The 12,856-nt window shown below is 72.7% G+C and carries 11 protein-coding genes; 8 read left to right on the top strand and 3 right to left on the bottom strand.

Going from position 1 to position 12,856, the window contains the following annotated elements; all coding sequences use genetic code 11:
- The first annotated feature begins 22 nt into the window (after positions 1–22).
- The 4 genes from ACMCNN_RS23535 to ACMCNN_RS23520 all read left to right on the top strand — a co-directional run bounded on the left by ACMCNN_RS23535 (position 23) and on the right by ACMCNN_RS23520 (position 5,580).
- Positions 23–1,099: a M48 family metallopeptidase gene (locus tag ACMCNN_RS23535; protein WP_412742678.1), complete on the top strand. Its 1,077-nt coding sequence runs from the start codon at positions 23–25 to the stop codon at positions 1,097–1,099.
- 200 nt (positions 1,100–1,299) lie between these two features.
- Positions 1,300–2,649: a dipeptidase gene (locus ACMCNN_RS23530; protein ID WP_412742677.1), complete on the top strand. Its 1,350-nt coding sequence runs from the start codon at positions 1,300–1,302 to the stop codon at positions 2,647–2,649.
- Position 2,650: 1 nt separating this feature from the next.
- The gene (locus ACMCNN_RS23525) at positions 2,651–4,153 is read left to right on the top strand and encodes an FAD-dependent monooxygenase (protein ID WP_412742676.1); all 1,503 of its coding nucleotides are present in this window, start codon (positions 2,651–2,653) and stop codon (positions 4,151–4,153) included.
- Between the two features lie 158 nt (positions 4,154–4,311).
- A complete protein-coding gene (locus tag ACMCNN_RS23520) occupies positions 4,312–5,580 on the top strand; it encodes a transglutaminase domain-containing protein (protein WP_412742675.1) in 1,269 nt (422 codons plus the stop codon).
- 224 nt (positions 5,581–5,804) lie between these two features.
- Here ACMCNN_RS23520 and ACMCNN_RS23515 read toward each other — a convergent pair whose 3' ends face one another.
- Positions 5,805–6,311, bottom strand: coding sequence for a hypothetical protein (locus ACMCNN_RS23515; RefSeq protein ID WP_412742674.1), 507 nt, complete (start codon positions 6,309–6,311; stop codon positions 5,805–5,807).
- Positions 6,312–6,542: 231 nt separating this feature from the next.
- Here ACMCNN_RS23515 and ACMCNN_RS23510 point away from each other — a divergent pair, with 231 nt between their 5' ends.
- Both ACMCNN_RS23510 and ACMCNN_RS23505 read left to right on the top strand, forming a co-directional pair.
- A complete protein-coding gene (locus ACMCNN_RS23510; RefSeq protein WP_412742673.1) occupies positions 6,543–6,749 on the top strand; it encodes a hypothetical protein in 207 nt (68 codons plus the stop codon).
- Positions 6,750–6,900: 151 nt separating this feature from the next.
- Positions 6,901–8,463 (top strand): ATP-dependent DNA ligase, encoded by a 1,563-nt coding sequence (locus tag ACMCNN_RS23505; protein ID WP_412742672.1) that lies wholly within the window; start codon positions 6,901–6,903, stop codon positions 8,461–8,463.
- Here ACMCNN_RS23505 and ACMCNN_RS23500 read toward each other — a convergent pair.
- Positions 8,436–8,873, bottom strand: a complete 438-nt coding sequence (locus ACMCNN_RS23500; protein WP_412742671.1) for a hypothetical protein — start codon at positions 8,871–8,873, stop codon at positions 8,436–8,438. The genes ACMCNN_RS23505 and ACMCNN_RS23500 overlap by 28 nt on opposite strands.
- A 21-nt stretch (positions 8,874–8,894) precedes the next feature.
- On the bottom strand, positions 8,895–9,800 hold the full coding sequence (locus ACMCNN_RS23495; protein ID WP_412742670.1) for an SURF1 family protein: 906 nt from the start codon (positions 9,798–9,800) through the stop codon (positions 8,895–8,897).
- A 149-nt stretch (positions 9,801–9,949) separates the two neighbouring features.
- Between ACMCNN_RS23495 and ACMCNN_RS23490 the strand changes: the two genes are divergently transcribed.
- Together ACMCNN_RS23490 and ACMCNN_RS23485 are read left to right on the top strand one after the other, a co-directional pair.
- The gene (locus tag ACMCNN_RS23490; protein ID WP_412742669.1) at positions 9,950–12,139 is read left to right on the top strand and encodes a cobyrinic acid a,c-diamide synthase; all 2,190 of its coding nucleotides are present in this window, start codon (positions 9,950–9,952) and stop codon (positions 12,137–12,139) included.
- 73 nt (positions 12,140–12,212) lie between these two features.
- Complete coding sequence (locus ACMCNN_RS23485; protein WP_412742668.1) at positions 12,213–12,836, top strand: TIGR03086 family metal-binding protein; 624 nt, start codon at positions 12,213–12,215, stop codon at positions 12,834–12,836.
- The last annotated feature ends 20 nt before the right edge of the window (positions 12,837–12,856 follow it).

The raw sequence follows: 12,856 nt of genomic DNA, 5'->3' as shown, positions 1-12,856 counted from the left end.
AACGGCGAGAGCGGGGTTGACGATGACGACCGAGGACGAGAGCCGTCCCGTGCGACGCCGGGTCACCTTGACCGGGATCAGTTCGCGGGCGTGGGAGCACCCCGCCGACCGCGGCGCGCTCACCGCGCTGCGCGAGCTGCGCGGCTTCGACGACCTGGTGAAGACCTTCTTCGGGATGTGGAACGAGCGCGGTTTCCGGCTGTCGTACCTGGCCGGCGCGATCCGCGTCGACCACCGGCAGTATCCGCGGGTCTACCAGCGGTTCACCGAGGCGGCCAGCGTCCTCGACGTCACCGAGCTGCCCGAGCTGTACGTGCACCAGTCCCCGATCATCAACGGCCAGGCCATCGGCATGGACCGCCCCTTCGTGGTGATCACCACGGCCGCGGTGGAGCGGCTCGACGACGACGAGCTGCGCGCCATGCTCGGGCACGAGCTGGGACACGTCCGCAGCGGTCACGCGGTGTACCGGACGATCATGATGATCCTCACGCGCTGGACGGCCGGGCTGTCCTGGCTGCCGGTCGGCGCTCTCGCGCTGCGCGGCATCATGGCCGCGATGTACGAATGGTGGCGCAAGGCGGAGTTGTCCGCGGACCGGGCGGGGCTGCTGGCGGGGCAGGATCCGGCGGCGTCGCTGCGGCTGTTGATGAAGCTGGCCGGGGGTGGGGACCTGTCGCAGATCGACACGGCGGCGTTCCTGGAGCAGGCCGCCGAGTACGCGGGTGGCGGGGACCTGCGCGACAGCATCCACAAGATCGGCATGACCGCGTGGAGCACCCACCCGGTGCCCGTGGCGCGCGCCGCGGAGCTGCGTCGGTGGATCGACTCGGGTGCCTACGCGCGGATTCTGTCCGGGGAGTACCCGCGCCGCGACGACGACGGCGACGCCTCGGTCACCGCGGACGTCAAGGCCGCCGCGGACTCGTACCGGGAGGCGTTCAACACCTCCGAGGATCCACTGGTCGGGCTGCTGCGCAAGCTGGGCGACGGGGCCGCCGACCTGGCCGGATCGGCAGCGGGTATGGCCCGCTCGTGGGCGGCCGCCGCCGGCCGGGCCCGTGGTGGTGACCAGGCCCAGCAACCACCAGCGAACTGAGCCCGAGAACGACCACCGGCCCGACACCGGGCAGGGGGCTAAGCCGGTGGACGGCCGCGGAGCTGACGCTGGGCAGGGGGACGGAAGCCGACGGCCGCGAAGCTGGCACCGGGCACCGGGACGGAAGCCATTGGACGGCCGCGGAGCTGACACGGGGTGGGCGTCTCCCCGGCGGCACGCCCGCGGCATAGCATTCGGGCATGAGCCTTACTGAGGACGATCTTCGCGCCGCTATCGCGCGGGAGATGCCCGGAGTCCGTGCCGACCTGGAGCGGCTGGTCCGCATCCCCGGCATCGCCTTCGACGGGTTCGACCACAGTCACGTCGAGCGGTCCGGCGAGGCCGTCGCTGAGCTGCTGCGCGGATGCGGCCTCGAGGTGCAGATCGTGCGTGGCGCGGGCCAGCCCGCCGTGATCGGCCGCAAGGCCGCCCCGCCGGGCGCCCCGACCGTCCTGCTCTACGCGCACCACGACGTGCAGCCCGTCGGCGACCCGGCCCTGTGGCACAGCGACCCGTTCGAGCCGGTGGAACGCGACGGCCGGCTGTACGGCCGCGGCGCCGCCGACGACAAGGCGGGCGTGATGGCGCACGTCGCGGCCCTGCGGGCGTTCGGGGGCGACCTGCCCGTGGGTGTCGTGGTGTTCGTGGAGGGTGAGGAGGAGTACGGCTCCGAAACCCTCGACGAGCTGCTTGCCACGCACCGGGACACGCTTCGTTCCGACGTGATCGTGATCGCGGACTCCGCCAACTGGGACGTCGGCGTTCCGGCGCTCACGACCTCCCTGCGCGGCCTGGTCAACTGCTTCGTCGAGGTGCGAACGCTGGCCAATGCCGTACACAGTGGCATGTTCGGTGGTCCGGTGCCGGACGCCCTGACCGTGCTGGCGCGGCTCATCGCCACCCTGCACGACGACGACGGTGAAGTCGCGGTCGACGGCCTGGTGGGCCGCGAGGGCGCGCCCGTCGACTACCCCGAGGATCGCTTCCGGCACGAGGCCGGCATCGTCGACGGGGTCCGGCTGATCGGGCATGGCACGATCACCGACCGGATCTGGACCAAACCGTCGATCGCCGTCCTCGGGATCGACGCGCCGGGTACCGCGGTCGCGGCGAACGCGCTGGTCCCGTCCGCCAAGGCGAAGCTGAGCATCCGGGTGGCGCCCGGCGACGATCCCCAGTCCGTGTACGCGGCGGTCCGGTCCCACCTGGAGAAGTACGTGCCGTGGGGCGCCCGGGTCCGGGTGACGCTGGAGAGCGACGGCGCGCCGTGCGTGATCGACGCGACCGGCCCCGCCTACGACGCGGCCCGCGCCGCCTTCCGCACCGCGTGGGACGGCGCCGAACCGGTCGACATGGGGATGGGCGGCTCGATCCCGTTCATCGCCACGTTCCAGGAGCTCTTCCCCGGCGCCGCGATCCTGGTGACCGGTGTCGAGGATCCGCATTCGGCGGCGCACGGCCCCAACGAGAGCCTGCATTTGGGCGAGTTCGCCCGGGTGTGCCTCGCCGAGGCGCTGCTGCTGCGCAACGTGGCGGCTCTGGCGCGCTGACATGGCCGAGCTGAGCTGCGACGTGCTCGTGGTCGGCGCCGGCCCCACCGGGCTGATGCTGGCGAACTGGTTGGTCAAGCTCGGCGTCCGGGTCGTCGTTGTGGACGGCAAGCCCGGACCCACCCGCGAATCCCGCGCGCTGGTCGTGCAGGCGCGCAGCCTCGAGGTGTACGACCAACTCGGCCTCGGGGAGACCGTACTGTCGGCTGCTCAGCGGGCCGTGGCGCTCGCGCCCGGCTTCGGCGACCGGGTGTTCGGCCGCATCCCGCTCGGGGCGCTGGGTGAGGGCCTGACGCCGCACCCGTATCTGGAGATCCTGGAGCAGAGCCGAAACGAGCAGATCCTGTACGCCCACCTGCGCGAACTCGGCGGCGACGTGCGGTGGGGCGAGCGGCTCACCGCACTGGCCGAGCGCGACGGTGGCGTCGAGGCGAGCACCGGGGACACCACGATCCGCGCCCGGTTCTGCGTCGGCGCGGACGGCGCGAACTCGATAGTGCGCCGCGAACGGGGCATCGAGTTCGAGGGGATCACCAACCCGCACCGGTTCTACGTCATCGACGCGACCGCGGTCGGCGGGCTGGTCGAGGCCGCCGTCAACGTGCGGCCCGGCGGCGACGAGTTCCTCCTCGGCTTCCCGATGGCCGGGCGCGGCAACTGGCGGCTGATCGGGCTGGCCCGCGACAGCGACGGCGACGGCGAGGTCACCGAGCAGGACGCCCGGGACCGGATCAAAACCGGCTTCGCCGTCACGTACGGCGATTCGCGCTGGTTCGCCACGTACCGGGTGCACCACCGGGTCGCCGCGGCCTTCCGTGACGGGCCGTTCTTCCTGGCCGGCGACGCCGGCCACGTGCATTCGCCGGTCGGCGGCCAGGGCATGAACACCGGCCTGCAGGACGCGCACAACCTGGCGTTCAAGCTGGCCGACGTCGTGCACGGCCGGGCCGGTGACGGCTGGCTGGACCGGTACGAGGCCGAGCGGCGCCCGGTGGCCCAGGTGCTGGTCCGCACCACGGACCGGCTGTTCGGCGCCATCACCTCCCAGCGGTTCGCGGCGCGTGCGTTGCGCCGGGCCGTGGTGCCGCTGCTGGCGCCGGTCGGGGTGCGCACCCTGCCGCAGGCGTCCGCCGGATCCCGCCTCTTCGGGTACGTGGGTCAGCTGCGCATCCACTACTGGATGGATCCGGACGCCGAGCGCCGCTCCGGGGGCCACCGCGACCCCGTGGTGGGGCGTCGTCTGCCCTGGGCGGGCGGCAACTTCGAGGTGCTGCGCACATTGGAGTGGCAGGTGCATGCGTACGGCGGGGTCGACGCGGCCACGCTGCCCGACCTGAATCTGCCGGTACACGTGTTTCCGGAAGCGCCGCAGACGCCGTTGCGTCCGGGATGGCTGTATCTCGTGCGCCCGGACGGCTTCGTGGCCGCCGCAGCCACACCCGATACCGCGAAATCGATCTTTGCGGCTGCGCTGCCCCACCCCCGGCCCGCTGACGACGTTTAGGGGCGCCGGAATGCAGACCGGATGAATGCCAGGGCAACCTGTCGCCCTGGCATTCACCCGCTGTCGGAGACGGCACGAACTCACCGACGTCCACGGACCGTCTGGTTCGGACGGTTCCCGCGCGCTAGCGTGGCCGCACGCGACCTTGGGGAGGGCGAGTGCACCGACGTTTCCACGGAACAGACGTTCAGGCGAGTCCGGAGATCACCGCGCTGCGGGTCACCGCCGGGGATCTGATCTCGGCCAAGGACTGGGCGGGATTCGCCGCGTTGCGTGGGCAGTTGCGTCGGGACGACGACTACTGGCCCGACCTGTGGGGGCCGTGGTCGGCGGTGGCGGCGCGCCGCGTCGGTGATCCGGCCGCTCTCGAACTGCTCGACGAGGTGGTGACGGCGGGCTTCTGCCAACCGGAGTTGTTCGACGGCGAGCTGGCGGCCGCGTTCGGTGCCGATCCGGGTTGGGCGGAGCTGTCCGCTCGCATCGCGACCAATGCCGTCGCACCCGCGCTGGTCTTCCAGGAGTGGCCGGTGCTCACGCCGAGCGTGCCGGTGGAGCTGCTTCGCCTGCCCGAGCAGCGGGAGGCTGCGCTGCGTGAGCTGATCCCCGGGCCGGCAGACACCGCGTGGGGTACGGCGGAACGGTTGCTGCGCTGGGTCAGCCTGCGCTGGCGGCACGCGAACGCCCACATGGAGATCGACGACGCGGTCACCTGCCTCGAGCGGGTCGCGGCGGGCCAGCGTTTCGCCTGCGTCGAGTACGCGCTCGTGCTTTCCCAGGCACTCAACGCCCTCGGTATCCCGTCCCGCCGGCTGGCCCTGCGCCAGGAGCAACACCACGTCGGGATCGCCCGTGGCCATGTCGTGTCGGAGGCGTGGATCGACGACTGGCAGCGGTGGGTCGTGCTGGATGGCCAGAACGGTTGGTATTGGCGCGGCGCCGACGGCGTGCCGCTGGGGATGCGCGAGCTGCAGGTGCTGCGGCAAGCGCGCGCCGGCACACCTACGGCGGTCGTGCTGACCGGCGTGGAGCACCCTTCTGACGAGATCGACTTCTGGTTCAGCTACTTCGCCTCGGCGTCCACGACGGGTGCGGGCTGGGCCGGACCCGGTTACACACCGGTGTTCCAGCGCGGCCAGATCATCCCCGTCCCTCGCCTGGAGCAGGACCCCGCACGGCTCTATCCGGACCTCTCCGAGGTCGGCATCGGGATCGCCCTGGTGGACGGCCGGGCGGCGGTCGAGCTGTTGACTGCCCATCCGTACGCCGACGGCTTCCGGGTGTGGGCGGACGGAGCAGCCACCGACGTGCCCCCCGACGTCCCGCGATGGGTGCTGCCCGACGCGGATGGCGAGCACGTCGCGGAGGTGGCGGTCCGCACGCGGTACGGGGCTCTTGCGCCCCGACGGTTGCGGTACCGGATCGGCTGAGGGCCACCCTCACGAACCACCTGCAGGAACTGTCCGCCGCCCTGCGCCATGTCGACGCCCAGTTGACCCGACTCGCCAACGTCGTCCGGGCCTGCGGCTTCCGCGTCGCGGAGCCGGTCGCCGCCTGAGCCGGCCCGCACGATCCATACGCCCCGCTGTGCCCGGCCAACGCGAGCCGACGGACGTCTGGACGCAGCCGGCCGGGGCCGGGACGCCGATCATGATCAGGTAGAGGACCTCGGGACGTGGGGCCCACCCAGAACCGCATATTCGACATATGCCGCTTTTGGGCGGCGGAGTATCACCACCGCTCCGGCGATCAGGGCGAGGTTCGTCATCACGATGGTGAGGAATGGCGCGCTGAGATACACGGAGAGGAAGTCCGGATTGAGGACGGCGACGCCGACAACCGTCGAGGCCAGGTAGAAGGCGGTATCAACCACGACGAAGCCGCCGACCACGCGGGCGCGGCCGATTGACCGATAGCGGCCATCGGTGACCTGGACGGCGATGACCAGGCCTGCACCGGTGGCGACGGCGGCGCCGGCGTACTCGAACGCCAGGCCCACCAGGGCCGTGCCGACGGCGAATGGCAGCGACGCCAGGCCCAGCAGCGGTCCCGCCAGCAGCCAGGTGCCGAGGCAGGTCACTGCACGGAGGGCAGCGGCTGCGACCACCGTCGCCATCGTCCACCGGCGCAGGCTGTGAGCAGCAGGAATCACGGTGTTCATGCAGCACATCGCTGGCGCGGCCCGCATATTTGAACGCGTTCAATCATGCTGGAGATGGTAGGCGGGCCGCGTCGCAGGATCAAGATCGTGGTGACCGGCATGACTGTGCTCGGTGCGGCGCGGCCCATCCGGCCCGCGCGGTGGTCGGCCGACGAGATTTGTCTTCACCGGTGCAGTCCCGAATGGGTGAGGCCGGTGTGCTGCGGGATTCCGTCCTGTTAGGATTCGAACATGAGTTCGAATGACGCGATCGCGCGGCTGCGTGCCGCGGTCAGCGCACTGGGAGACGTCGACGTCTCGGCGTGGGACGACACCGCCCTCACGAACCACCTTCAGGACCTGTCCGCCGCGCTGTGCGAGGTCGACGCGCAGTTGAGTCGTCTCGCCGATGCCGTCCGCGCCCGGGGGTTCCGGGTCGCAGAGCCGGTCGCCGCCTGAGCTGGAGGGCGGCCGCTGGTGCCGGGCAGATGCGTGGCATCGGCACCCACCGCCGCTACTGCGGAGACCGGGCATATCCGCACCGGGTGCCGACGGCTGCACGGGGGAGCCAGTCGTGACCTGGCCCGGAATGTCAGGGGTGGCTGCCAGGATGATTTCCGTGCGGTTCTCGGATCTGGCAGCCACCTCGGCTGCCGTCGCTGCTACCTCGGGCCGCAGGGCCAAGGTCGACCTGCTGGCCGCGGCCCTGCGCCGCCTCGACCCCGGTGAGCTCGCCGCCGGTTCGGCCTATCTGGCGGGTGAGTTGCGTCAGCGCCAGACCGGCGTGGGTTATGCGAGCCTGCGTGACCGTCCGTCGCCCGCTGCCGAGCCCAGCCTCACGGTGGCTCAGGTCGACGCCGCCATCGCCGAGCTGGCCGTGGTCTCGGGTGCAGGCTCGCAGGCCCGGCGCCGCGAGCTGCTCGGCGCCCTGTTCGCCGCCGCTACGGTCGACGAGCAACGGCTGCTCGTCGGGTTGTTCGGCGGCGAGCTGCGCCAGGGCGCCCAGGCGGGGCTGCTGGCCGACGCGATAGCCCGGGCCGCCGAGGTGCCGCTCACGGCGGTACGCCGGGCCTTGCTGCTCTGCGGCGACCTCAAGCAGGTCGCGGTCGCCGCGCTCACCGGCGGTGCGCCCGCGCTCGCCGCGATCCACCTGCGGGTCGGCACCCCGTTGAGCCCGATGCTGGCCGGCAGCGCACCTGACGTCTCCGCCGCACTGCTGGCGACCGGCGCCCCGGCGACAGTGGACGTGAAGCTGGACGGCATTCGGATCCAGGTCCACCGCTCGGGCGACGAGGTCGCCGTCTTCACCCGCAGCCTCGACGACATCACCCCCCGGCTGCCCGGAGTCGTGGCGGCGGTTCGCGCGCTGCCCCTGCGGGAGGTCATCCTGGACGGGGAGGCGATGGCCCTCGACGCGCAGGGCCGTCCGCGCCCGTTCCAGGAGACGTCGAGCCGGGCCGCGACCCGGGGCGCACGCCGCGCTGCAGGGCCCGCGGCGGAGCCCGCGCTCGCGCCGTACTTCTTCGACGTGCTGCACCTCGACGGCGTGGACCTGCTCGACGAGCCCGGCCGGCAGCGGTGGGCGGCCCTGGCCGACGCGGTGCCCGCCGAGCTGATCGTGGGGCGGCGCACCGTGGAGACCGATGAGCAGGGGATCGAGGCGTTCGCGGCGGCCCTCGCCGCCGGTCAGGAGGGGATCGTGGTCAAGGCCCCCGACGCGCCGTACGACGTGGGCCGCCGCGGTTCCGCGTGGGTGAAGGTGAAGCCGCGGCACACCCTCGACCTGGTCGTTCTCGCGGTGGAGCGGGGCCACGGGCGGCGTCAGGGCTGGCTGTCCAACCTGCACCTGGGCGCGCGGGACCCACACACGGGCGGGTTCGTGATGCTCGGCAAGACGTTCAAGGGTCTCACCGACGAGTTGTTGCGCTGGCAGACCGCGCGGTTCACCGAGCTGGCCGTGGAGGATTCCGGCTGGGTCGTCACGGTCCGGCCGGAGCAGGTGGTGGAGATCGCGTTCGACGGGGTGCAGGCGTCGCCGCGCTATCCGGGCGGGGTGGCGTTGCGGTTCGCGCGGGTGCTGCGCTACCGCGACGACAAGCGGGCGGAGGAGGCGGACACGATCGACATGGTGCGCCGGATCGGTGGTTACAGCGCGGCCAGCGACCGTACGTAGTTGACCTGCTGGTGGATGAAGGACACCTGGTCCTGCTGGGTGACCGGGATGCGGCAGACGTACTGGCGGGGCCCGTTGGTGACGGTCACCTGTACGGTGCCGCGCGGCACTGTCTGCTTGACCAGCAGGAACAGCAGGCTGAACACGGTCAGTACGCAGAATCCGACGATGGCCGCGACGACCGCCCAGGTCGGAATCTTCTGCTCGTGGTGCCAGTAGTCGTTGACCTGCCAGGTCGAGCCCGCCAGCGGGATGTCCCCGGCGGGGGTGTGCACGACGGTCGAGGTGACGGCGAGGTCACCGATCTGCACGACGACCGGCCCGGGAGCGGCGGGGGAGGCCGGCACCGGCGGCGCGGGTCGCACGCTCCAGGGGTCCTGACCGGGTGGAAAGTCCGGGGTGGAGGTCACGCTCGCACCTTAGCCGGAAACCTAGGTCGCAGCTCGGCGCCGGTCGTAGTCCTCGACGCGGTCCCCGTGTCCCGAGGCTTGGCGTTGATCGGCCTCCTCGACCCGGTCCCCGCGATCCGCGCTCCGGCGCTGGTCGGCCTCCGCGACCCGGTCCTTGGCGGGCGGGGTGCCGTCCGTCTCGCCGCGCGCCTCCTTGCGCGCCTGCCAGCCGTACGCGAACAGCGCCATCACGGCGAACAGCCACCATTGGACCGCGTAGCCGCCGTTCTGCCACGAATCCTCGTGGTCGATGGGGATCCGCGAGAAGGCCTTGTCCACCGGCGGGGTCTGTTCCGTCAGCAGGACGTACGCCCCGTACACCGGATAGGGCAGCTCGCCCGCCAGCCGGGGCACCGCGATGCGCCGGGTGTCCAGCCGTCCGTCGCGGTGTTCCACCGGGGTGGCACGGCTCTCCGACCGGTGCACCTGGCCGACGACCGTGACCTCGCCGGTGGGAGCGGGTGGGACGGTCGGTGCGGCGATGGCACCGCCGGGCGCGGGCGGGATCCAGCCGCGGTCGACCAGCACCGCCGTGCCGTCCGTGAGCAGCAGCGGGGTGAGGATCTCGAAGCCGACCTCACCGTCGACCGTGCGTCCGCGCGCCTGGATTTCGTGGGCCGGATCATAACGGCCGGTGACCGTGACCTTCGTCCAGGCGAGTTCCCCGCCCGGAGCGGGACCGGCGGCGCCGGACGTGGTGGGCGTGGCCAGTATCGAGGTCAGCGGCACGGGAGCGGCGGCGTCGGCGGCGTCGATGCGGGCGTTGATCGCGCTGCGCTCGTGGTACCGGTGCAACTGCCAGTTACCGAGGAAGACCATCACCACCGCGGCCACCACGGTCAGCGCCGCGGCGGACAGCCAGCGGGGCGTCAGCAGGAACCGGTACACACCCCGAGGCTACCGGGCGCCCCACGGCCCCACCCGGGCGGCGCGGCGCCCTCGGCAGGCGGCGGAGGGAGCGGGCGGCGGGTAGGGTGCGAACGCCGGCGGTCACTAGCACGTCGCCGCCGAAACTGTAATCGTCGGGAGAGCCATTGATGACCGCCCAGCCGCGCCTTGTCGTGAGTGCGCCCTCATCCGGGCACGGGAAGACCGCGATCGCCGTCGGGCTGCTGGCGGCCGTCGCGGCGCGCGGGCTGCCCGCGGCGGGATTCAAGGTGGGCCCGGATCACACCGATGCCGCGTACCTCGGTCTGGCTGCCGGGCGGACCGGTCGCAACCTGGACCCGCGCCTGGTCGGCGCGCATCTGATGGCGCCGCTGTTCGCGCACGGCGCGGCCGGTGCGCACCTCGCCGTCATCGAGGGCGCGATGGGCCTGTTCGACAGCCTCACGGGCCAACCCGAGATCGACGGTACGGCGGCCGTCGCCGCCGCGCTGCGAGCCCCCGTGGTGCTCGTCGTGGACGTGGCCGCGATGGGGAACTCGATCGCCGCGCTGGTGCACGGCTTCCGGATGTTCGACGAGATGGTGCACCTCGGCGGTGTGATCCTGAACCGGGTCGCCTCGCCGCGCCACGAGCAGATCCTGCGGACCGCCCTGGATGACATCGGCATGCCGGTTCTGGGCGCGCTGCGCCGTGGCGACCTGCCGGCGGTGCTGCCCGCCAGGGCGCATGGCCCGGTGCCGGTGGTGCACCGGTCGGTCGACGCCGCCCGGGCCGTGCGCCGCCTCGGGGAAACCGTCAGCGCGGCCCTGGATCTGGATCGTCTGCTCGCGCTCGCCGGTTCGGCGCCCGCGCTGCCGGGCCCGATCTGGTCACCGGGCGAAGCCGTGGCCACCTCGGTCCCCGCGTGGTCACCGGGCGATCCGGCGGCCCCATGGCCATCCGCCGACCCGGCGGCCGCGTGGTCACCCCGCGATCCGGCTGCCGCGTGGTCACCCGGGGATCCAGCTGCCGCGTGGTCACCGGGCGATCCAGGTGCCGCGTGGTCACCCGGCGAGCCGCTGGCCGCGCGGTCACCCGGCGAGCCGCTGGCTGCGTGGACACCGGGCGAGCCGCCAGCTGGGTGGACACCGGGCGACCGGACCGCCGCCCGGTCAGCGGGCGACACCCTCCCTGCCTGGTCACCGGGGGACACGGTCCCGGGGTGGTCGCCCGGGGATGCGAACCCGGCCTGGTCGTCGAGTGAGTTGTCCGCCCCTGCCGGAGTGGAGCGACCTCCGGCGAAGGACGGTCGGCCGGTGATCGCGCTGGCGGGCGGCCCGGGCGCCCCGTACACGTATGTGGAGAACGCGGAGCTGCTCACGGCCGCCGGTGCGGACGTGGTGGTCTTCGACCCGCTGCGTGACGAGGACCTGCCTGCCGGGGTGCGGGGGCTGGTGATCGGTGCCGCATTGCCCGAGGCGTTCGTGGAGGAGCTGTCCGCCAACCGCCGCCTGTGTGACCTCGTGGCCCGGTTCGCGCACGAGGGCTGGCCGGTCGTCGCGGAAGGAGTGGGCCTGCCCTGGCTGGGTCGCGACCTGGACGGTCGCCCGATGTGCGGGGTGCTCGACGTATCGGCGGCGACGGCCGAGCAGACCGTCGCCGGGTACCGGGAGGCGACCGCGCCGACGGCATCGGTGCTGGCCCCGGCGGGCGCCCGGATCACGGGATACAAGCAGCACCGGGCGATCGTGACGCCGCGTGCGGGGCAGGCCGCGGCCTGGACCTGGGCGGCCGGCAACCCGGAGGGGTTCGTGTGGCGGCAGGTGCATGCGTCGCAGCTCGGCCTGCACTGGGCCGCAGCGCCCGAGATCGCCCGTCGCATGGTGGCGGCGGCGCGGTCCGGACCGCCCAGGACGGCAGCACGCTCTGCGTCAGCGCACTCTGCACCAGCGCACACTGCGCCAGCACACGTCGGGCCGGGGCAGGTTGTGCCGGGCCAGGTCGTGCCGGGTCAGGTCGTGTCGGGCCAGGTCGTGTCGGGCCAGGTTGTGTCGGGACAAGTCGTGCCGGGACACGCCGGGCCGGGCCAGGTCGGGCCACGACAGGCTGGGCCGGGGCAAGCCGGGGCAGGGCTGGCGGGGGCAGGGCCGGCGGGGCAGGGGCATGAAGGGCCGGGGCAGGCCGGGTCAGCGCACCAGGTGGCTCCGGGCCATGCCGCGGGGAATGCGGTCGTGCCGCATGCGGCTGTGTCACAGACAGTGGTTTCCCCCGGGCCGGCCGGCCGCGCCATGGTGGCCCCGCCGGCCGCGGCGCCGGATATCGAGGGCGACACGGTGGATGTGACCGGCGGTTCCGCCTGACGCAGCGGATGTCGGGGGGTTTCCGTAACGTGAGGAGCGCCAGCAGCGCACCGGTGACCGGAGGAGGACGAACGTGACAGATCGCATGCCGCTCGACTTCGATCCCCCGGTTCGTCAGCTGAGGGCGCTGCTGCTCGGGGTGGCCGATGACGATCTCACGGCGCCCACCCCCTGCGACGGCTGGTCGGTGGGGGACCTGCTGGATCATCTCGTGACCCTGACCAGCGCATACCTTCGAGCAGCCCGCAAGCAGCCGGGCGCCACGGACACGGTCCCGGAGCCGTCGGCCGCGCATCTGCCGACGCAATGGCGCAGCCGCTTGGCCGTGCTGCTGGAGGAGTTGGCGACCGCCTGGAAGGATCCGGCCGCCTGGGCGGGCACCGCACCGTGGGGCGGTGTGACCACGCCCGCGCCAGCGCTGGCGACGGCCGCGATGAACGAACTCACCACCCACGGCTGGGACCTGGCCCGCGCGACCGGGCAGGATTTCGCCGCGGACCCGCGCAGCCTGGAGGCGCTCGTCGGGTTCCTCTCCCCGCGGCGGCCGGACGGGTCACCAGTGGTTCCACCCACGACGGCGGACCTGGAGGACGAGCCGACGCTGCTGGCGAAGGTGGTCGAGCTGACCGGTCGGGACCCGCAATGGCACCCAGGCACCCACCATCACGGCACCCGCGCGACACGCGACGCGGCCTGACGGCATACATGCCGTGGCCG

This window comes from Krasilnikovia sp. MM14-A1004, from assembly GCF_047159485.1.
Taxonomy (GTDB): Bacteria; Actinomycetota; Actinomycetes; order Mycobacteriales; family Micromonosporaceae; genus Actinoplanes.
This window is presented reverse-complemented; position numbering and strand designations above follow the sequence as displayed.

Bases quoted from the DNA above. Each gene is read 5' to 3' on its own strand.
- ACMCNN_RS23535 (WP_412742678.1), top strand. From the start codon at position 23: ATGACGACCGAGGACGAGAGCCGTCCCGTGCGACGCCGGGTCACCTTG.
- ACMCNN_RS23530 (WP_412742677.1), top strand. From the start codon at position 1,300: ATGAGCCTTACTGAGGACGATCTTCGCGCCGCTATCGCGCGGGAGATG.
- ACMCNN_RS23525 (WP_412742676.1), top strand. From the start codon at position 2,651: ATGGCCGAGCTGAGCTGCGACGTGCTCGTGGTCGGCGCCGGCCCCACC.
- ACMCNN_RS23515 (WP_412742674.1), bottom strand. From the start codon at position 6,311: ATGAACACCGTGATTCCTGCTGCTCACAGCCTGCGCCGGTGGACGATG.
- ACMCNN_RS23510 (WP_412742673.1), top strand. From the start codon at position 6,543: ATGAGTTCGAATGACGCGATCGCGCGGCTGCGTGCCGCGGTCAGCGCA.
- ACMCNN_RS23505 (WP_412742672.1), top strand. From the start codon at position 6,901: ATGATTTCCGTGCGGTTCTCGGATCTGGCAGCCACCTCGGCTGCCGTC.
- ACMCNN_RS23490 (WP_412742669.1), top strand. From the start codon at position 9,950: ATGACCGCCCAGCCGCGCCTTGTCGTGAGTGCGCCCTCATCCGGGCAC.